A 19,206-nucleotide genomic window follows, 5' to 3' on the forward strand; every position below is an offset into this window, starting at 1 on the left:
GATGGCGGAGTGGCGAAGTTCAGTCCATCCGCCAAGTAGCAAGTTCGGCGTGCATCGCGGCGCGCGGCCAGAGATCGAGGCCGTGCGCGGCCTCGGCGGCGCGGATTTCGCGTAGCTCTTCGGTCTCTTCGGCGGCGGTCAGAAAGCGGAAGCCGAGGCGTTCGTAGTAGGGTCCGTTCCACGCCACGTCGATGAACGTCGTCAGCGTGATCGCCTGCAGCCCTTGAGCTTTCGACCATCGCACCGCATGGTCGATGAGCTGCTTGCCGATCCGGTTTCCCGCATGGTCCGGATCCACCGAGACCTGGTCGATATGCGCGTTGCCGTCGACGATCCCGAGGATCAGATAGCCGATCGGGCGACCGTTGTCGTCGGGATAGACCCAGGCCCGCCCCGCCTGCTGGAACTCACGGAGAGTGTGCAGCGACGGCGGATCGTCATCCGCGACGGCCATCATGCCGATATCGGCGAAGGGTTTGCCCGCAACGCGCTCGATATCTTGCAGTATCGGCAGGTCTTCCTCGACCGCCGGTCGAATCATCCGCATGGACGATTCTCCCACGGGCATCACTCGGCCGGAGTCGCGAGGATGCCGTTGACCAGCGCACGCAGCGCCCACCGGGCACGCTCGTCGCCGTCGCCCGCCAACATCTGGTCACGCATGGCCACGAGCGTCGGATACCGATCGGCCGGTAGCGTGGCGAATCGCTGCGCTACTTCGGCGACGTAATCCTGCTCGTTGGTGTCCTTGGTGTTGTACACGCTCTGCTCCGCGGCCTGCGCGGACATGTGCAGATAGATCAGGTCGACCGCCCAGGAATTGGTCAGCGCGTCCACCCCACCCTCGGCGAGCAGGGCGAGCAGCCGCTCGACGATCTGCAGTGCATTGGGGCTGGTCGGGATCGAGCCGAGGGCGACGAGCGCGAGCCCCTCATGTTTGGCCATGGCATCGACGGTCGTCTCGACCAGTGTGGTGAGCCGGTCGCGCCAGGTGTCACCGGTCGGCTCCGGCACGGTGCCGAGCACGTGATCGAGCATGGCGGCCATCAGGTCGTCCCGGTTGGCGACGTAGACGTAGAGCGAGGCCGCACCGGTATCCAGGTCCTGTGCGACGCGGCGCATGGTGAGGGCGGCCAGACCGTCGCGGTCGAGGATGCGCAGGCCGGTTTCGATGATGACGTCACGGCTGAGGGGGGCCTTGGCGGGTCGGGCCCGGCGGCTGACGGGTGCGGCGCTCATGGAGCTGAGCATACGCTTCAACGAACACTGTTTGACACGAACGTTGTTCGTCGAATATCGTTCGGTTGTCGAACAACGTTCGTCACGATCGACGTTCGCTCAAATTCTTCCCATCAGGAGATGGCCATGAACACCCGCACGCAGCAACCCGCCCCACCGGATACCAAGGTCAGCGCCCGGATGTGGGCGATACTGGCCGTGATTCTCGCGGCCGACATCCTCGACCTACTCGACTCGACCATCACCAATATCGCCGCGCCGACCATCGCGCGAGACCTACACGGCGGGGCATCGCTGATCCAATGGCTCGGCGCGGGTTATGCCCTATCCCTGGGCGTCCTGCTGGTAGTCGGCGGTCGACTCGGCGACCGCTTCGGCAAACGCCGACTGTTCCTGATCGGCCTTGCCGGATTCACCCTTGCCTCGATCGCCTGCGGCCTCGCCGTCGATCCGGTCACGCTCATCACCGCGCGCCTGGTCCAAGGAGCCTTCGGCGCGATGCTGATCCCGCAGGGTTTCGGCATTCTCACCAGCGTCTTTCCCCGCGAGCAGCTCGGTAGGGCATTCAGTGTCTTCGGACCGGCCCTCGGTCTGTCCGGCGTCTGCGGCCCGATCCTGGCCGGATTCCTGATCGACGCCGATCTGTTCGGCCTCGGCTGGCGCGCGATGTTCCTGATCAATATCGCGCTCGGCGGCCTCGCGTTCGCCGCCGCCCATCGCCTGCTGCCCGCCGAGGACGGCGACCGCACCGTCACCATCGACGTATTCGGCGCCATCCTGCTCGCCGCGGCCATGCTCGGCACACTGTTCGGCCTGATCGATGGTTCGGCCAACGGCTGGACCACGGCGCCCTTCGCGGCCTTGGCGGCCGGAGCCGTATCGTTCGCGATGTTCGCCCGTCGGCAGATCACCGCGACCAACCCGCTGATCGAGCCGACGCTCTTCGAGAACCGGGGTTTCACCTCGGGTCTGATCCTCGGCCTCGTATTCTTCGCCGCGGTCTCCGGCCTGTTGTATGTGCTGTCGCTGTTCATGCAGAACGGTCTCGGCTACACCCCCACCGACGCCGCGCTCGGCCTCGCCCCGCTCGCCGTCGGCATCATCATCGCCTCGATCGCCGCGCACCAACTGCTGGCCACGCTCGGGCGCAACCTCATCCTGGTCGGCCTGCTGATCACCCTGGCGGGCACCGGGCTGCTGCTCATCGAGGCACTGACCGCCGGAATCGGTATTGCCCCTTGGGCTCTCGCGGTGGCTATCCTGGTGCTCGGCATCGGGATGGGCACCTGCTTCGGCACCATCTTCGTCGTCACCATCGGCGATATCGACCCGTCCGAGACCGGTAGCGGCAGCGGATCCCTTTCCGCCGTACAGCAACTCGCCAATGCGATCGGCGCCGCCGCCATCACCACGGTGTACTTCCACACCGTCGGCTCCGGTGAGGCGCACGCGCTGACCGTCAGCCTGGTGTTCGTCGCCGCCATCACGCTGGTCGGTCTCGGGCTGGTGCGGCTACTGCCGCGGCACGCTCAGGCCGAACCACAGCACTGAACCACCCTCTACCAAAGGACTTCTCATGATTCTCGTTACCGGAGGCCGCGGCGCGGTCGCCACCGACCTCGTATCCCTGCTGCGCTCCGACGGCCACACCGTCCGCGTCGGGTCCGGCCGCCCCGAGCAGCTTCCGGCGGGAATCCCCGCCGTCGCCTGCGACCTGCGGAACCCGGCCACCTTCGCCGCCGCACTCGACGGCGTCACCTCGGTGTTCCTCTACGCAGAGCCCGAATGCATCGCCGAATTCGTTTCCGCCGCAACCGAAGCCGGAGTCACCCACATCGTGCTGCTGTCCTCGTCCTCAGTGCTCGACCCCGATGCTGCCTCCAACCCGGTCGCGAAATCGCATCTCGACGCCGAACGCGGACTCGCCGACGCACCGATGACCGTCTCGGTGCTGCGCCCCGGCGCCTTCGCGGGCAATGCCCGCGGCTGGTCGTTCGCGATCAAGGCCGACCGCCCGGTCAGCCTCCCCTACCCCCATGCCTACACCGATCCGATCCACGAACTCGACGTCGTCGAGTGCGCCTACGCCCTACTCACCGAACCGGATCACCGCGGTGGCGTCTACACCCTCACCGGTCCGCAGACCCTGACATTCACCGCGCAGATCGATCTGATCAACCAGATCACCGGTCGAACCGCGACCATCGCCCATGTCACCCCCGACGCGTGGAAAGAGGAGATGGCCGAATTCATCCCCGCCCACTACGCCGACGGCCTGCTCGACTACTGGCGCCGCCGCGACGGCGTCCCCACCCTGATCACCAACGCCGTCAGCACCCTCACCGCCCACCCCGCCCGCCCCTTCACCACCTGGCTCGAAGACCACGCGTCCGAATTCACCGCCTGACCCTCCGAGGTCACCTGACCGGCCACACACAGCAGGTCGCTCGCGAGGGATCAGGGAGGTGCGGCATCGAGTGATGCACGTCACTCGGTCGATCAGGGCGGGTACAGGTCACTACGTGTGCGCACGTGCTGTTCGTCGCGGGCCGGTTTCGGCTGCTTCGCACGCTCTATGCTGGACGCCGGTAGTGGTCCGGGAAGGAGGCGCGGGTGCAGCAGAACCCGTCGACCGTGGGGATTGCGCCTGGCGCTGGTCTGATCGCACGCTTCGGTGGGGTTGTCGTGTATCTCGCGGGCGAAACCCCCTCCACCGACCGGATACTCGGCGCTATCGAGGCCGTAGCCGATGCGCGCCATCCAGGCGCGGCGATCGCGCAGCGGCTGGCTGCGGTGGTTTTCGGCGGCAATTCCGAGCCACCGCCGTTCGGCGTGGTCGCGCCAACGGCCGATGGCACCGTGATCCTGCTGCGCGGCCAGGTAACCGCGGAGATCCAAGGTGCGGAAGGAACTCGACGCCTCTCCGGGGCACGCGCATTCACCTGGGTAGACGAAATCGTCCGAGAACCGGTGCGCCGGATCACAGTCGGCGCCGACAGTGCATTTCCGGTGCACGAATTGCCACGGACCGACCTGCGCGCCGGTATCGTCCCCGGCGGCGGTTTCACCCTGCGCATCGCGGCCCGACGCGCAGGCAAATCCGCAGCCGCTGGCGGCCGTTCCACCGGCCCATCCCCGTCCCTCGGCACCACCCCCGAACCGCCACCGACCGCCGCGGCCGGATTGGAAGCCCTGCTCGACCCGACGGCACAATCCCAACACACTTCGAAAAGCCGACGTACAGACGCGGCACAACCTCCCACCGCCGCTGGGCCCCGGCAGCAGCCCTCCGTCCGATCCGCCACGCCGGACGAGCCCACCGAGAAGGCCGGGTCTACTGGCATTCCGCGGCAATCCTCCGCACAGTCCGAGGACCCCACTGAGAAAGCCGGTCCCGGGGCAGCGGCGCAGTCGCCTGTCGCCGAACGAACGACGTCATCTGCGAAGGGGCGGGCGCCGGAGTCCGGTGAGTCAGGAGCGACGCAGGCCCCACAGGACGTCAGTACTCAGGCTATGTCCGCCGCAGAACGCGCGGATCCCGGTGGGTCTCGCGCGGGTACGCCGTCGCGGCCCGAACCTATTGCGCTGCACAAGATCCCACCGTTGCACGGGGTGCGGCCGCGACCGGTGCGGCCGGTTGGCGGTGTGGGCAATCCGGAGAGTTCGGGGCAGGTCGCCGGTGCGCTGATTCTCGAGGACGGCGCGGCATATCCGCTGGACCGGACCTATGTTGTCGGTCGGAGTCCGACGGTCGACGAGGCGGTGCGTGCGGCGACCGCCACGCCCATCACGGTCCCCCGCGACCGCCATGTCTCCCGTGTCCACGCCTATGTCTCGGTGGATCGCGGCAAGGTCTACGTCCGCGACGCCGCCACTCCCGCAGGCACTTTCATCGCCGCCCCCGGCGACGATGACTGGACCCGTGTCGGCACCGCCCCGATCGAACTACCACCCGGCTGGAGCTTGCGCATCGGCCAGCGGATCATCACGTACCGCACCGAGGACCGCCCGAAGCATCCTACGGAGGCCGGTAAGGACCGTCGCTCCTGAGTGGATCGCACTCAGCGATTTTCCCGCCGTGCGCGACGAAGGAAGTTGCGCCGCTCGCCGATGCGTCGTGCGCAGACCGCGACGGCGAAGCCCGCCGCGGCGGCGAGCACCGCGCTGACAGCCAGGGTGGCGATGGTCGGCGGGGTACCGCGCAGGATCCAGGCACCACCGGCTACGGCAGCGGCCGAGATGGCCGAACTGGCCGACAGGCCGATGGTATTGGCGAATCCGCCGTGACCACGACGCAAAGTGCGGGTGTTGGACTCCAGGTAGGCGGCAGCGAACAGCGCGAGGATGACGATCGCGGCCGATGCGGCGGTGAGCGTCGGACGCTGCGTCGTGTGCAGTTCGACCCGCTGTGTGGCGATTTCGGTGCCGTTGCGCAGCAGGGTCAGCTCGCCGTCGAGGTGGCCCGCCAGCACATGCGGGTTGACCGGATCGGGCAGCATGGCCGTCCCACCGGGCTGCAGCGGCACCGGATCCCCACCCAGCCGCGCACCGACCACATCCACCGCGAGCGAAGCGGAATCGACATCGATCCCGTTGACTCGCAATGGAATCGGCTCCGAAAGATCGATATCGATCGGATTCGAACCCGTCGGATCGACACCGGCAACGGTGACCGTGCCCGGCATCAGATCTCCTCCTGCCGTGGGTGCGCCGAGCCCGAGCACCGCGACCACACACGCACCGGCCGCGCACAACAATGCCACGAGGAACGGCAGCCGAGGCGAAGCGAAGGCGACGACATCCCGAATCGGCACCAGATCGCGCCGATCGACATCGGCCAACCGAACGCCCTTGTCCGCCAGCCCCTGCCGTGGCCGCACGCGAACCATCGGAGGCCGCAACGGTCCGGAAGCGATCTCGCCGTACCCCGGTGCAACGGGCGAAATCGGGCCGCGTGGAACCGAATCCGAGTCGTGTGCGTGCCGCGGCGGTGTGGTCGGTCGCGACGGAGCGCTGTCTGAAGACCGGAACGCAACCGCCGGCGGAATCGGCCCGGCTCCAGCCGAATCCGGGGTATCTGGACGGGGTGTGGTTTCGGTAGGCGCTGAGGATGCGCTGGGCGAAGGCGAACCGTATCGGGGTGGCGGCGGGGTTTCGGTAGGAGGCAGGGTTTCGGGGCCGACCATCGTCCGATTACCTCGCACACCTTGCGATCTCGGTGCCGCCGCACCGAGATGCCGCGCGGCGCGACCACTCCCGGTGGCGGCCGCGACGATCGTGTCGGCGCCGATCACCGGAATACCTACCGGGGTCAGCCAATCACCGCCCCAGCAGCGGGCGGCCGGTTCGGCGAGCGCGATGCCGAAGAGTTCGGCGGTATCGAAGCGGTCGGCGGGATCGGTTGCGAGGCCGCGCATCACCACATCGGCGATCGGCCCTGGGACACCGGGCGCGACCTCGACGAGAGGTATGGGGTCGCCGAAGGCATGGGCGAAAAGCGTTGCGAGGTGGTCTTCGCTCGGCGGGAACGGTAGCACTCCGGACAGCAGCTGGTAGAGCATGGTGGCCAGCGCATAGACGTCGGTGGCGGGGGAAAGCGGTTGTCCGCGTGCCTGTTCCGGCGCAATATAGGACGGGGTGCCGACGATCTCACCGGTCCTGGTCACCAGTGTCTGGTCGCCGCCGACGATCTTGGCGATGCCGAAATCGGTCAGTTTGATCGCACCGCCGGTACCGAACATCAAGTTCGACGGTTTGACGTCGCGATGCAGAATCTGGTGGCGGTGCGCCGCTTCCAGTCCCGCCGCGCAGGCCAGCCCGACCGCGACCGCGGTTGCCGCGTCGAACCCCTCGGTGGCGAACCGGCTGCCGACGGTGCCGCCCGGCAGGTACTCCATCACCAGCAGACACAGCTCATCATCCTCGATGTAATCGAAAACTCGCACCACATGGGGATGATCGATGGCCGCGAGCAATCGCGCCTCGGCGACAAACCGGCGGCGCACCTGCTCGTCATCGGCGAACTGCGGCGGAATCTGCTTGATGGCAACCGGTCGGCCCAACCGGCGGTGGGTACCCGCCAGCACTACACCACATCCGCCCCTGCCGACCTGCGCGCCGATGTCGTAGGCGGGCAGCGCGGCCCGCAACCGGCCGGTATCACTGGTCAAGTCATTGCCCATTCTCCCGGAGCCGCACGGTATCGACATCGGCGAGTTCTTCGAGTTCCGGAGCCGGGGCGAGATCCTCGTTCGGCCCGAATTCCGGTGTCGGCGAACAGTATCCGAGCAGGAAGCCGACGGCCCCCGCCACTCCGGCGACCGCGAGCCACAGCCCCGTGTCCGGAACCCACCACCGCACCACCGACGCGGTGAACCCGAAGACCAATCCGATGCCGACTCCGGGCGCGAGCAACCGCACCCCGCGCTGCCATCGGTTGGGGGACAGCCGGTGCCGGGCGATGGCCAGCACGGCATCGACGATGGCGAGCATGGTCAGCACCGCCAGTGCGATCCCGAACAGCCCGTACACCGATCGCAGCGAGCCGCGCACATCGGTGTCGAGCGGTATCGAGGCTATCCGCGCGCCGTCCTCACCGATCACCGCCAGATCCGCGCCGATCAGTCCGGTCGCTTGGCCGTCCAGTCCGGTGAGATCGAGCCGATACTTCAGCGCATCGGATTTCCCTGGTGCGATGGATAATTCGACAGCGGTCGAGTAGGCGAAGAAACTCAGCCCGAGCACCTGCCCGGCGAGATCCACCCGCCGAATACGCACGACCGCATCGGTGTTGTTGGTCAACGCGATCGCCACGCGGATGGTGCTGTTCGGTTGCAGCCGAAGCGGTTTGGCGGCGGTGGCTTCGGCAATATCGTGATCATCGATGGTTGCCGACATATCGACGCCCTGCGGCCTGGCCGCGACCGGTGCCGCCGACAACCCGGCAACCACACCGAGTATCAGCACGAACACGCTGGGCAGCACAATGATTCGGGTCGCCACCGAGACGTACGCGCGCATCACGGTCCGCTCCGTTCGGGCAGATGCGATACGAGCCGGTGCCCGTAGAACCACCCACCGATCAACAGGAAGAACAGGATCACCGTCAATGTCGACGTGGCCGCGCTGATCCGGCTGACCAGCACCACATCCAGCGGCGCGCTGAGCGTGCGTCCGCACCGAGCCGTCACCTGGTAGCGCCCGACTTCGATCGAGGTCAGTGCCAGCGGTGACCGGAATACCCCGTCGGCCCCAGCGACGGTGCTGCCCACCGGCGTCTCCCCGACAAGCAGGCTGACCTGCGCCTGCGGATCACAGCCCGATCCGGCCGCGGTGACATCGTCACCGAGCCCGATCGCCGAGGGGGTGAGCTCGAGCCCGGCGGGTTGCGCGGCGACGGGAGGCAGCGGAACGGCCGATGTAGTCGACGGTGCGATCTGCGTCGGCTCCACCGGCCGAACGGACGGAACAGCCACCTCGGGCGATTTGTTCGACGGCTGCGGATTGTCCGGTGGTTGCGGGGTATCCGGCGGCGGCGGATTGTCCGGCGGCGGATTCTGCGGCGCGGTGGTCGGATCCACACGCGGCCGATCCGGCGTGGTCGACTGCTGCGGAGGCGGCGGCAAGATCGTAATGGTGATCGGCGGCAGCACAATATCCGGCGGTCGCGCACTGCTGGATGGCGGTCCGGAGCACCCGTCGGACGAGCGCCCGGCGCAGGGATCGGCAGGCACCCGACTACTTGTCGGCGGCGTTGCGGTACCGTCCCGCGTCCCGGTGCCATCATGGGTCCCGCTGCCGTCCGAATGCCCATCCGGTGTCCCGGTGCTGGTCTGCGACCCGGACCCGTCTCGCGTTCCGCCCCCGTCCTCGGTCCCGTCACCTGGGGGCTGCTCCACCGTGTGCGGCTGCGGCCGAACCACCGATGATGTCGGTTCTTCCGATGCCGGAACACCGAATGCCGACACCCCGCCGAGCACCGGCACCACCCCGGCGAGCACAACCGCACAACTCAGAATTCCGGATAGCACCCCACGATTCGCATAGCGACACCGCACCTGCCGACGCGCCCCGCCAGCACGCGCGGGAATTGCTGCCTGCGTCCCCATCGGCTGTGCCTCAGATCAGCGATTTGATCAGTAGCAATGGTAAGCCCGCACCCGCCGACGCGGAGCTTTCTCGCCCAGCCCGGCTGCCGCGAAAGCCGCTGGCTATCAGGTGGCGTCGCCGCCGCATGCGATCGGCGGATAAACCCTGCCGAACGCGGCGCGAGTGCCTACGATCCGAACCGAGCGGTATCCGTCAGGCAGGAGCCCAACGTCGCGGCACAGGTATTACGCCGCGACCCGGGATCGGACAAGGGTGCCCGCGACAAAATTCGTGTGAAGAGGACAATATCCAGCATGCACCGTAAAGGGCCCACACAGGACATCGATGAGTCCGCGCTGACCGTGACCCAGCCGAAGGAGCAGGCTGCGGGCGTGACCGCGGTGGCCGTGGCGCTGAAACGCGGTGTCGAGGAGATGGGCGTGGTGCGAACCACGCGCTCGTTGGCGCGGGTGAATCAGGTGCACGGTTTCGACTGTCCCGGCTGTGCCTGGCCGGAGCCGACGGGGCACCGTCGCCCGGCCGAGTTCTGTGAGAACGGCGCCAAGGCCGTCGCCGAGGAGGCAACACTGCGCACCGTCACCCCCGAATTCTTCGCCGCGCATTCGATCGAGGAACTCGCGAGCAAATCCGGTTACTGGCTCGGCCAACAGGGCCGACTCACCCACCCGATGGTGCTACACCCCGGCCACACCCACTACACCCCGATCGAGTGGGCTGATGCCTACCGGCTCATCGCCGAGCACCTGCACGCCCTGACCTCCCCCGATGAGGCCCTGTTCTACACCTCCGGCCGCACCGCCAACGAAACCGCGTTCCTGTATCAACTGTTGGTCCGCAGCTTCGGCACCAACAACCTGCCCGACTGTTCGAACATGTGCCACGAATCCTCCGGCACCGCGCTGACCAGTTCCATCGGCATCGGCAAGGGCTCGGTCTCCATCGACGACTTCGGCAAAGCCGACCTGATCATCGTCGCCGGCCAGAACCCGGGCACCAACCACCCACGCATGCTCAGCGCGCTCGCGGGCGCGAAAGCCAACGGCGCCAAGGTCATCGCGGTCAACCCGCTACCGGAGACCGGACTGCTCGGCTTCCGCGATCCGCAGACTGTCAAGGGTTTCACCAGCGGCGTCGCCATCGCCGACGACTTCCTCCAGATCCGCCTCGGCGGCGATATGGCACTGTTCCAAGGCCTGGGCAAACTCTTGTTCGACGCCGAGGACCGCGCCCCCGGCACAGTGGTCGACCGCGCGTTCGTCGACACCCACTGCGCCGGCTTCGCCCAATACGAAAAGAACACCCATGCCGTCGACCTCGACACCGTGCGGGAAGCGACCGGCCTGTCCGACGACGACCTCCAGCGCACCGCAACACTGGTGGCCGAATCCAGCAACATCATCATCTGCTGGGCGATGGGCCTGACCCAGCAACGCCACGGCGTCGCCACCATCGAAGAAGCAACCAACCTACTACTGCTGCGCGGCATGATCGGCAAACCCGGCGCCGGTGTCTGCCCGGTACGCGGGCATTCCAACGTCCAAGGCGACCGCACCATGGGCATCTGGGAAAAGATGCCCGACACCTTCCTCGACGCACTCGACCACGAATTCGGCATCACCAGCCCACGCGAACACGGCATGGACACCGTGGATTCGATCCGCGCCATGCGCGACGGCACCGCGAAAGTGTTCATCGGCATGGGCGGCAACTTCGTCTCCGCCACCCCCGACACCGAAGTCACCGAGGCCGCCCTACGCAACTGCGACCTCACCGTGCACATCTCGACCAAACTCAACCGCAGCCACGTCGTGCACGGACAGACCGCGCTCATCCTACCCACCCTCGGCCGCACCGACCTCGACCTGCACAATGGCAAGAAACAGCAAGTGTCGGTGGAAGATTCGATGTCGATGGTGCACCTGTCCACCGGACGACTCGCACCGGTCAGCGACCACCTCCGCAGCGAAGTCGCCATCGTCTGCGAACTCGCGCACACCCTCCTCGGCGCCGATCATCCAGTGCCATGGGCGCAGTATCAGCACGACTACGACACCATCCGCGACGCGATCGCCCGAGTCGTCCCCGGCTGCACCGACTACAACAGACGAGTACGCCAACGCAACGGCTTCCAGCTTCCACATCCACCGCGCGACGCCCGCGAATTCCGCACCACCACCGGCAAAGCCAACTTCGCCGTCAACGAACTGAGCTGGGTCCCCGTCCCCGAAGGCCGATTGATTCTGCAAACCCTACGCAGCCACGACCAATACAACACCACCATCTACGGCCTCGACGACCGCTACCGCGGCATCCACGGCGGCCGCAAAGTCATCCTGATGCACACCGACGACATCACCGAATTCGGATTCGTCCCCGGCGATCTGGTCGACCTGATCTCCGAATGGACCGACGGCACCGAACGCACAGTCACCGGCTTCCGCATCGTCGAATACCCCACCCCACGCGGCAACGCCGCCGCCTACTATCCCGAAACCAACCCCCTGATCCCCCTCGATCACGTTGCCGCACGATCGAATACACCGGTCTCCAAAGCCGTCACGATCCGAGTCGAACCGCACGTCCATGTCGGGCAGCCGTCGTGAGACCAGCGGAGCCCGGCCGCACAGCATTTCGGCACAACAGCGCTGCGAGCGAATGGGCAACAGCCGTGGTCGAGCGAATCGTTTCACCCTGCGCTACGTGCCCGACCGCCGAGCAGGAGGTGCAGTCGTGAGCAGAGTGACCGCGCGCCGCAAGATGCGCCGAATCTCCCCCAACGGCGTAATCGAACGCCCCGACTCCCTCGCCGTCGAAGAACCGCTCGAGCTGCGCCTCAACGGACAATCACTCACCGTCACCATGCGCACACCCGGCAGCGACATCGACCTCGTGCACGGATTCCTCTTGGGCGAGGGCATCATTCACACCGCCGAGGACGTGGTCAGCGCCCGCTACTGCGCTGGTACCGACGAGGACGGCCGCAACACCTACAACGTCCTCGACATCCAGCTACGCACCCCCACCCCGATACACACCCGCAACTTCCTCACCACCAGCGCCTGCGGCCTCTGCGGCAAAACCGCACTCGACGAAGTCCGCACCCGCACCCGATTCCCGCTTCCAACCATCTCGATCACCGTCGACAGCGACACCCTCGCCGCCATGCCCGACCGATTACGCACCCGCCAAACAGTTTTCGACGCCACCGGCGGCCTGCACGCCGCCGGACTGTTCACCACCGACGGCACCGCACTCGCCGTCCGCGAAGACATCGGCCGACACAACGCCGTCGACAAAGTCCTCGGCTGGGCCCTACTCGAAAACCGCATCCCCGCCAACGATCTCGTGCTCATCGTCAGCGGCCGCGCCTCCTTCGAACTGGTCCAGAAAGCCGTGATGGCAGGCATCCCGATGCTCGGCGCCGTCTCGGCCCCCAGCTCATTGGCCGTCGACCTCGCCGCCGAATCCGGCCTCACCCTCGTCGGGTTCCTACGTGGCGACACCATGAACATCTACACCCGCTCCGACCGGCTGACCGTCACCGACGAGGTCGCCGCCTATTGATCGTGGCCGATGTCCGTCTTACGGTGACATCACCAGATCCATGGTTCGGCGATGAACGGAGAGACCGATGCGGATCACGGTCGATGGCAAATCCGGCGGACTACGCGTGCGAATGCGATTCGAACAGCAGCGCAACCGCTGGCTGGCGGTCCGAATCATGTTGGGGGTATTGGCATTCCAGGGCGCGGTCGTCGGCTTGTGGGCGGTTGTCGCGCCGCATTCGTGGTACACCAGCTTTCCGGGCTTCGGCATGCAATGGATCTCGGCCGACGGTCCGTACAACCATCATCTCGCCGCCGATGTCGGCTCGTTCTTCCTGGCGCTGACCGCGGTGACCCTGGCCGCGCTGTTCCTCGGCGGCAGCGCCCTGGCCCAGGTCGCGGGCCTGGGCTGGCTGGTCTTCGGTGTACCGCACCTGATCTATCACGCCTTCCACAAGCCCGCTGAGCTGGGCGCGGGCAGTTTCACCCTCAGCATCATCGGCGCGGTACTGATCGCCGCCCTCGGGCTGGCCCTGATCCTGGTCACCCCGCGCGGGCCGCAACTACGCGATCCCGACCCGATCTCCTTCCAACTTCCCCGCCGCCGCACACCCCGCTAGCTCCCCGAAACAGTCAACGCCCCACAGCACATGCTGTGGGGCGTTCGGTCTGTCAAAAGTCAAGGCGCGTCCGACATTCAGGACGCGTCCCATCCGCCGATCGCGGTCAGATGGTGCAGCGCCCGCACCACTGCCGGTGCGCACCGGTGGCCATCGTCGGGTCCGAGCCACGCCATCTCGGCGATCTCCGCGGCCGGAGCCGGAATGCCGTGACCGGGTGCCCGAAAGCAGTGCATCTCGACCAGCGTTCCGGGACGCCCGTGGGCGGGGGCCGTAATGGTCACCACGGGCGTGATCCGGTGCGCCTCCAACTCGACGCCCACTTCCTCGCGAACCTCACGAACGAGCGCTCCGGCCAGGGTTTCCCCGGGCTCGGGCTTGCCGCCCGGTAGATAGAAGGCGTCGCGTCCCTCGGTCCGGACCGCCAGCAAGCGGCCGTTCTCGACGCACAGCCACGCCACCGACGTGAGCGTTCGTTCCCCGATCATGGTCCGAGCCGACCCTTTCGAGCGACCTGCAAGCAGTCGCTTGCGGCGTTGTCAGTCCTTCAGCGCGTCGAGCAACGCCGCACGCTGGCGTGCGCCGAGTCCGCCGATGCGGCGGTCCTCGGGGATCTCCGCCTGGTCCATCAGCTTGGCGGCCTTCACCGGTCCGACGCCGGGCAGCGCCTTGATCACGGCAGCGACCTTGGTCTTCTTGACCAGGTCATCGCTGTCGGCCTTCTTCAACAGGTCGGCGACCGATACTTTTCCGGCCTTCACCTTGCCGATCAGTTCCGAGCGCGCCTTGCGGACCGCAGCCGCTTTGGCCAACGCCTCAGTGCGCTGTTCCGCGGTCATGGTAGGCAGTGGCATGTCTCCTCCGCTTTCACTCGTCACTCGAACATCTGGTTGACCGGACCGAGTAAACAGCACGACGAGCACCACACAAGCTCGACACACCGGGGTCGAACGGCGGGAAATAGCGACGAGTTTTCTGGACAGCCAGCACCGACGGCTTCACGAACCAGTGAGCACGCCTCGGTAACACGGGGCATCGGCAGGCAGTAACACGCGAAGCCACATCAGCGAAACCACAAGCAGACGCACCAGTGCGGGACAGAAGGTTCAACGGCGAACCAGGGAATCAACGGCGATTCCGACACCGGGCGCGATCGGGCGGCACAGCGATGCGGCAGCGGTCGTCACCGTATCCAGAGCACTAGCGCGCCAACAGGATAGCCGAAAAAGGCAGAAGGTTCGGGGAGGCGGGGAGCGTGCTGGTGCGGGGGGCCATCTGCGCCAGTACCTCACCCTCCCATCCCGGCTGACGAGATTCCCTCTTCAACGCGGCCACGGGACACTGCTAGGCTCCGAATTGGAACACGTTTCAATTCGTCGCCCCGAGCGACTGCCCGCAGGTTGCTCGAATCAAGAGGGGTTTTCATGGCACAGCAGATCCGCGATGTGGTCGAGCAGTACGTCAAGCTGGTCGGCTCCGGTCCGACCGAAGAGATCGTCAATCTCTACGCGCCCGACGCGGTGGTGGAAGATCCCATCGGCACCGAGCCCAAGCGCGGCCACGACGCCATCCGCGAGTTCTACGGCGTGATCGCCAACCTCGATCGGGAGACCGAGCTGCGTCCGGAGACGATCCGGATCGCGGGCAACCACGCCGCGTTCATGTTCACCCTCGTCACTACATTCGGCAATCACCGCTTGACGCTCTCGCCCATCGATGTGATGGAGTTCGACGACGAAGGCAGGATCGTCAGCATGCGCGCCTACTGGAGCCAGGACGATATGCTCAACGAAACACTCTGAGTCAACGCGATATACCGCGGGTGCGGCAGTCGAATTCGACTGCCGCACCTACATTTTCGCTATCAAGCACTCGCGCGCACCGGCTCGGACGACGTTGCCCGCGCGACCGCGGCAAGGGTCGGCACGATATCGAACACCGCGGCATGACCCGCCACCTCGAGCAGCCGATCCACGCAGCGCGAGCCGGTGATCAACTGGAGTCGCCGGCCACTGCGGCCGAACCAGGATCGGGCGTCCATCAATACCCGGAGCCCGGCAACGCCGAAGAACGTCACCTGAGACAGGTCGATGACCACCACCGCACCCGCCGTGGGTAGTGCCGCGAGCAGGGACTGCCGAAGAATTTCGGCTGTCGGGTAATCCACTTCGCCGCCCACCGCGCACAGCGTGATCGAATCCATCGGCGGCAGAACCGCTACGAACAGCCGATCGGCGGGTGGTCCGGATCCGCGCACGCCAGCCGTGCTGTGATCTGAGGAAACTGGAACTATCGACATGAAGGGACCTCGGGTCCATCGCGCCCGCCGCGCAGAAACCTTGCAGGCGGGGTCTTTTCGCCCCGATCCAGTGCGAACCAAGACTGGGCTGGTTACTCAACCGTGACCTTTGAGTACCCCAACGGACCGACCGATACACATCGAGCGGGCCGGAGAAGTCTCCGGCCCGCTCGCTGGGGCATGTGATGCGTCGGTGCTACGCCGACTTCTCCCTGCGCTCCGCGCGCTGCGCCTTACGCGGCACGATGGTCGGCAGCACGTTGTCGTTGACGGTATCGGCGTTGACGACCACCTTGGCGACGTCGTCGCGGCTGGGGATGTCGAACATCGCCAGTTGCAGGACTTCCTCCATGATGGCGCGCAGGCCACGGGCGCCGGTGCCGCGCAGGATCGCCTGATCGGCGATCGCCTCGAGCGCGTCCTCGGTGAACTCGAGGTCGACGCCGTCCATCTCGAAGAGCCGCACGTACTGCTTCACCAGTGCGTTCTTCGGCTCGGAGAGGATCTTGACCAGCGAATCCTTGTCCAGGTTCGTCACCGAGGCGACGACAGGGAGACGGCCGATGAATTCCGGGATCAGACCGAATTTGATCAGGTCCTCCGGCATCACTTCGGCGAAGTGGTCATCGGTGTCGATCTCGGCCTTGGAACGCACCTCGGCACCGAAGCCGATGCCGCGGTGACCGGTGCGATCGGAGATGATCTTCTCCAGCCCGGCGAACGCGCCAGCCACGATGAAAAGCACGTTGGTGGTGTCGATCTGGATGAATTCCTGGTGCGGATGCTTGCGCCCACCCTGCGGCGGCACACTGGCCTGGGTGCCCTCCAGGATCTTCAGCAGCGCCTGCTGCACGCCCTCACCGGAGACGTCGCGGGTGATCGAGGGATTCTCGCTCTTGCGCGCGATCTTGTCGACCTCATCGATGTAGATGATGCCGGTCTCGGCTCGCTTCACGTCGTAGTCCGCGGCCTGGATCAGCTTCAGCAGGATGTTCTCGACATCCTCACCGACGTATCCGGCCTCGGTCAGCGCCGTCGCGTCGGCGATGGCGAACGGGACGTTGAGCATCTTGGCCAGCGTCTGCGCCAGATAGGTCTTACCGCAGCCGGTGGGGCCGAGCATCAGGATGTTCGACTTGGCCAGCTCGACCGTCTCGCCCCGGCTGTCACGACCCTTATCGCCCGCCTGGATGCGCTTGTAGTGGTTGTAGACGGCGACGGCGAGCGTGCGCTTGGCGGTGTCCTGCCCGATCACGTAGTTCTCCAGGAAGTCCCGGATCTCGGCGGGCTTGGGCAGCTCATCGAGTTTGACCTCGCTGGACTCGGCCAGCTCTTCCTCGATGATCTCGTTGCATAGATCGATGCACTCGTCGCAGATGTACACCCCTGGTCCCGCAATGAGCTTCTTGACCTGCTTCTGGCTCTTTCCGCAGAACGAGCACTTCAGCAGATCGCCGCCATCTCCGATGCGCGCCATCTCGTGGGTCCCTACTTCCTTGTCCGCCTGCAACCGTCTATCCAGGTTGCCAGCAATCCGCCACTCTCGGGTGTAATCACGAACACCTCGAGCGAATCCGACGGTTCGAGCACTGCCGTCAACCGGGAGCAAAGGTCCCTAGGTCGACCGTACCCGGTGTGTGCGACGGAGGTCGACAACTCGAGCATGTTTCTCGCCGGGGTCCTACGAGTTCTTACCGCTATGGAACACGTTCACCCCGTTCGGCGGCCAGTCGACACGCCTGGCCGCCCGCCCCCGGAAAGCCTTCCGCCGGATACCGTTCCGGCCGGTCGAATTCCCCGAAGCAGTCCGGCCGGGCCACATGCCGAGTGGCATCTGTCCCGGCCGGAATATCCTGACATTGAGCAACTTACGAGCGATCAGCACACCGCGTCATCCGACGCGGCTTGTCTACTTCTGAGCGCTGAGCTTGCGGTAGTCGAACACCGTATCGATGATCCCGTACTCCTTGGCGTCCTCTGCCGTCAGGATCTTGTCGCGGTCGGTGTCCTTGCGGATGGTGTCCGCATCCTTACCGGTGTGTCGCGCCAGCGTGGTCTCCATCAGGCGGCGCATGCGCTCGATCTCGGCGGCCTGGATCTCCAGATCCGAAACCTGCCCCTGGATACCACCCTCCAGCGACGGCTGGTGGATCAGCACACGGGCATTGGGCAGGCATGCACGCTTACCGGGGGTACCGGCGGCGAGCAGCACGGCGGCGGCCGAAGCGGCCTGCCCCAGGCAGACGGTGGCGACATCGGCACGCACGTACTGCATGGTGTCGTAGATCGCCATCAGCGAGGTGAACGAGCCACCCGGCGAGTTGATGTACATGGTGATGTCGCGATCGGGATCCAGCGACTCCAGCACCAGCAGCTGCGCCATGATGTCGTTGGCCGAGGCGTCGTCGACCTGCACGCCGAGGAAGATGATGCGCTCCTCGAACAGCTTGTTGTACGGGTTGGACTCCTTGACACCGAAGCTCGAGTGCTCGATGAACGAGGGCAGGATGTAGCGCGACTGCGGGCTCGCCGGAGCGGTGCCACCCAGGCCTGCGCGCGGGTCGAACTGATTGGCCATCTTCGTCTCCAAAGTTGTTGAAGGGGAACGGGTCAGCGCACCCGTCGCTAGTTACCCGCGCCGTTCGCCTGCGCCGCGTGGCTGATCACACGATCGATGAAGCCGTATTCGAGGGCCTGCTTCGCGGTGAACCAGCGGTCGCGGTCGGCGTCGGTGGCCACCTGCTCGACCGACTTGCCCGTATGCAGTGCCTGCAGCTCGTTGAGCTCACGCTTGGTATGCGCGAACTGCTCGGCCATGATCGCGATATCGGCCGCGGAACCACCGATGCCCGCCGAGGGCTGGTGCATCATGATGCGCGCGTGCGGCAGCGCACTGCGCTTGCCCTTGGTGCCCGCGGTGAGCAGGAACTGCCCCATCGACGCGGCCAGACCCATGCCAAAGGTGGCGATATCGCATTCGGCGAACTGCATGGTGTCGTATATGGCCATACCCGCGGTCACGGATCCGCCGGGCGAGTTGATGTAGAGCGAGATGTCGCGGGTGGGGTCCTCCGCCGAGAGCAGCAGGATCTGCGCGCACAGCTTATTGGCGATGTCGTCGTCGACCTGAGTGCCGAGGAAGATGATGCGCTCACGCAGCAGGCGCTCGTACACCGAATCACTGAGGTTCAGACCAGCAGTCGCGGATGTCATGACGACCCCTGCCTTGTTCATTGTCACGGATACCTGCCTTCTCTCACCGGCTCGTTGCTGATGCCGAACAGCCATCTCTGGTTCGCTTGTCACAAACATTAACGAAGCAGGGCGGCACCGAACTCCCGGTACCGCCCTTCTTCGCTCACAGCGCAATCTCGCTAACGCTCGATTGCGCTGT

General features: G+C 66.0%; 18 protein-coding genes. 7 read left to right on the forward strand and 11 right to left on the reverse strand.

Annotation, left to right across the window (positions count from 1 at the left end; translation table 11 throughout):
- Positions 1-19 precede the first annotated feature (19 nt).
- Together ACQP1G_RS36345 and ACQP1G_RS36350 are read right to left on the reverse strand one after the other, a co-directional pair.
- Positions 20-547, reverse strand: a complete 528-nt coding sequence (locus ACQP1G_RS36345; RefSeq protein ID WP_433194197.1) for a GNAT family N-acetyltransferase — start codon at positions 545-547, stop codon at positions 20-22.
- Positions 548-567: 20 nt separating this feature from the next.
- Positions 568-1,239 (reverse strand): TetR/AcrR family transcriptional regulator, encoded by a 672-nt coding sequence (locus ACQP1G_RS36350; RefSeq protein WP_433194198.1) that lies wholly within the window; start codon positions 1,237-1,239, stop codon positions 568-570.
- 126 nt (positions 1,240-1,365) lie between these two features.
- Here ACQP1G_RS36350 and ACQP1G_RS36355 point away from each other — a divergent pair, with 126 nt between their 5' ends.
- From ACQP1G_RS36355 to ACQP1G_RS36365, 3 genes are all read left to right on the forward strand, one after another.
- Positions 1,366-2,790 (forward strand): MFS transporter, encoded by a 1,425-nt coding sequence (locus tag ACQP1G_RS36355; RefSeq protein WP_433194199.1) that lies wholly within the window; start codon positions 1,366-1,368, stop codon positions 2,788-2,790.
- Positions 2,791-2,815: 25 nt separating this feature from the next.
- Positions 2,816-3,646, forward strand: coding sequence for an SDR family oxidoreductase (locus ACQP1G_RS36360; protein ID WP_433194200.1), 831 nt, complete (start codon positions 2,816-2,818; stop codon positions 3,644-3,646).
- A 206-nt stretch (positions 3,647-3,852) separates the two neighbouring features.
- Positions 3,853-5,289 carry an FHA domain-containing protein gene (locus ACQP1G_RS36365; protein WP_433194201.1) on the forward strand — a complete coding sequence of 479 codons (1,437 nt, stop codon included), beginning with the start codon at positions 3,853-3,855 and terminating at the stop codon, positions 5,287-5,289.
- 11 nt (positions 5,290-5,300) lie between these two features.
- Here ACQP1G_RS36365 and ACQP1G_RS36370 read toward each other — a convergent pair whose 3' ends face one another.
- From ACQP1G_RS36370 to ACQP1G_RS36380, 3 genes are read right to left on the reverse strand one after another with little or no spacing between them, the layout of a single operon-like run.
- Positions 5,301-7,409 carry a serine/threonine-protein kinase gene (locus tag ACQP1G_RS36370; protein ID WP_433194202.1) on the reverse strand — a complete coding sequence of 703 codons (2,109 nt, stop codon included), beginning with the start codon at positions 7,407-7,409 and terminating at the stop codon, positions 5,301-5,303.
- A gap of 1 nt (position 7,410) precedes the next feature.
- The gene (locus tag ACQP1G_RS36375; RefSeq protein ID WP_433194203.1) at positions 7,411-8,262 is read right to left on the reverse strand and encodes a hypothetical protein; all 852 of its coding nucleotides are present in this window, start codon (positions 8,260-8,262) and stop codon (positions 7,411-7,413) included.
- Positions 8,259-8,864 carry a hypothetical protein gene (locus tag ACQP1G_RS36380; protein ID WP_433194204.1) on the reverse strand — a complete coding sequence of 202 codons (606 nt, stop codon included), beginning with the start codon at positions 8,862-8,864 and terminating at the stop codon, positions 8,259-8,261. Before ACQP1G_RS36380 ends, ACQP1G_RS36375 begins: the two co-directional genes overlap by 4 nt.
- A 777-nt stretch (positions 8,865-9,641) precedes the next feature.
- Here ACQP1G_RS36380 and ACQP1G_RS36385 point away from each other — a divergent pair.
- The 3 genes from ACQP1G_RS36385 (at position 9,642) to ACQP1G_RS36395 (ending at position 13,513) form a co-directional block, all read left to right on the forward strand.
- Positions 9,642-11,951: an FdhF/YdeP family oxidoreductase gene (locus tag ACQP1G_RS36385; RefSeq protein ID WP_433194205.1), complete on the forward strand. Its 2,310-nt coding sequence runs from the start codon at positions 9,642-9,644 to the stop codon at positions 11,949-11,951.
- 127 nt (positions 11,952-12,078) lie between these two features.
- Entirely contained in the window at positions 12,079-12,912 is an 834-nt protein-coding gene (fdhD, locus tag ACQP1G_RS36390) for a formate dehydrogenase accessory sulfurtransferase FdhD (protein ID WP_433194206.1), read from the forward strand.
- Between the two features lie 67 nt (positions 12,913-12,979).
- Complete coding sequence (locus ACQP1G_RS36395; protein ID WP_433194207.1) at positions 12,980-13,513, forward strand: hypothetical protein; 534 nt, start codon at positions 12,980-12,982, stop codon at positions 13,511-13,513.
- A 77-nt stretch (positions 13,514-13,590) separates the two neighbouring features.
- On the opposite strand, the gene ACQP1G_RS36400 is transcribed toward ACQP1G_RS36395, so the two are convergent.
- Together ACQP1G_RS36400 and mihF are read right to left on the reverse strand one after the other, a co-directional pair.
- Positions 13,591-14,001, reverse strand: a complete 411-nt coding sequence (locus ACQP1G_RS36400) for an NUDIX hydrolase (protein ID WP_433194208.1) — start codon at positions 13,999-14,001, stop codon at positions 13,591-13,593.
- 51 nt (positions 14,002-14,052) lie between these two features.
- Positions 14,053-14,367 (reverse strand): integration host factor, actinobacterial type, encoded by a 315-nt coding sequence (gene mihF, locus ACQP1G_RS36405; RefSeq protein WP_433194209.1) that lies wholly within the window; start codon positions 14,365-14,367, stop codon positions 14,053-14,055.
- Between the two features lie 570 nt (positions 14,368-14,937).
- Here mihF and ACQP1G_RS36410 point away from each other — a divergent pair.
- Complete coding sequence (locus ACQP1G_RS36410; protein WP_433194210.1) at positions 14,938-15,315, forward strand: nuclear transport factor 2 family protein; 378 nt, start codon at positions 14,938-14,940, stop codon at positions 15,313-15,315.
- Between the two features lie 62 nt (positions 15,316-15,377).
- Here the strand turns inward: ACQP1G_RS36410 and ACQP1G_RS36415 are convergent, their stop codons facing one another.
- The 4 genes from ACQP1G_RS36415 to ACQP1G_RS36430 form a co-directional block, all read right to left on the reverse strand.
- A complete protein-coding gene (locus ACQP1G_RS36415) occupies positions 15,378-15,812 on the reverse strand; it encodes an STAS domain-containing protein (RefSeq protein ID WP_433194211.1) in 435 nt (144 codons plus the stop codon).
- Positions 15,813-16,008: 196 nt separating this feature from the next.
- Positions 16,009-17,289 carry an ATP-dependent Clp protease ATP-binding subunit ClpX gene (clpX, locus tag ACQP1G_RS36420; protein ID WP_433194212.1) on the reverse strand — a complete coding sequence of 427 codons (1,281 nt, stop codon included), beginning with the start codon at positions 17,287-17,289 and terminating at the stop codon, positions 16,009-16,011.
- A 432-nt stretch (positions 17,290-17,721) separates the two neighbouring features.
- Entirely contained in the window at positions 17,722-18,390 is a 669-nt protein-coding gene (locus ACQP1G_RS36425) for an ATP-dependent Clp protease proteolytic subunit (protein ID WP_357473896.1), read from the reverse strand.
- 47 nt (positions 18,391-18,437) lie between these two features.
- The gene (locus tag ACQP1G_RS36430; RefSeq protein WP_433194213.1) at positions 18,438-19,046 is read right to left on the reverse strand and encodes an ATP-dependent Clp protease proteolytic subunit; all 609 of its coding nucleotides are present in this window, start codon (positions 19,044-19,046) and stop codon (positions 18,438-18,440) included.
- Positions 19,047-19,206 lie beyond the last annotated feature (160 nt).

The organism is Nocardia sp. CA-107356, from assembly GCF_050946365.1.
In the GTDB taxonomy this organism is placed as follows: domain Bacteria; phylum Actinomycetota; class Actinomycetes; order Mycobacteriales; family Mycobacteriaceae; genus Nocardia.

Excerpts from the sequence above, each read along its gene's own strand:
- ACQP1G_RS36345 (WP_433194197.1), bottom strand. The coding sequence starts at position 547 with ATGCGGATGATTCGACCGGCGGTCGAGGAAGACCTGCCGATACTGCAA.
- ACQP1G_RS36350 (WP_433194198.1), bottom strand. The coding sequence starts at position 1,239 with ATGAGCGCCGCACCCGTCAGCCGCCGGGCCCGACCCGCCAAGGCCCCC.
- ACQP1G_RS36355 (WP_433194199.1), top strand. The coding sequence starts at position 1,366 with ATGAACACCCGCACGCAGCAACCCGCCCCACCGGATACCAAGGTCAGC.
- ACQP1G_RS36360 (WP_433194200.1), top strand. The coding sequence starts at position 2,816 with ATGATTCTCGTTACCGGAGGCCGCGGCGCGGTCGCCACCGACCTCGTA.
- ACQP1G_RS36385 (WP_433194205.1), top strand. The coding sequence starts at position 9,642 with ATGCACCGTAAAGGGCCCACACAGGACATCGATGAGTCCGCGCTGACC.
- ACQP1G_RS36395 (WP_433194207.1), top strand. The coding sequence starts at position 12,980 with ATGCGGATCACGGTCGATGGCAAATCCGGCGGACTACGCGTGCGAATG.
- ACQP1G_RS36400 (WP_433194208.1), bottom strand. The coding sequence starts at position 14,001 with ATGATCGGGGAACGAACGCTCACGTCGGTGGCGTGGCTGTGCGTCGAG.
- mihF (WP_433194209.1), bottom strand. The coding sequence starts at position 14,367 with ATGCCACTGCCTACCATGACCGCGGAACAGCGCACTGAGGCGTTGGCC.
- ACQP1G_RS36410 (WP_433194210.1), top strand. The coding sequence starts at position 14,938 with ATGGCACAGCAGATCCGCGATGTGGTCGAGCAGTACGTCAAGCTGGTC.
- ACQP1G_RS36415 (WP_433194211.1), bottom strand. The coding sequence starts at position 15,812 with ATGTCGATAGTTCCAGTTTCCTCAGATCACAGCACGGCTGGCGTGCGC.
- clpX (WP_433194212.1), bottom strand. The coding sequence starts at position 17,289 with ATGGCGCGCATCGGAGATGGCGGCGATCTGCTGAAGTGCTCGTTCTGC.
- ACQP1G_RS36425 (WP_357473896.1), bottom strand. The coding sequence starts at position 18,390 with ATGGCCAATCAGTTCGACCCGCGCGCAGGCCTGGGTGGCACCGCTCCG.
- ACQP1G_RS36430 (WP_433194213.1), bottom strand. The coding sequence starts at position 19,046 with ATGAACAAGGCAGGGGTCGTCATGACATCCGCGACTGCTGGTCTGAAC.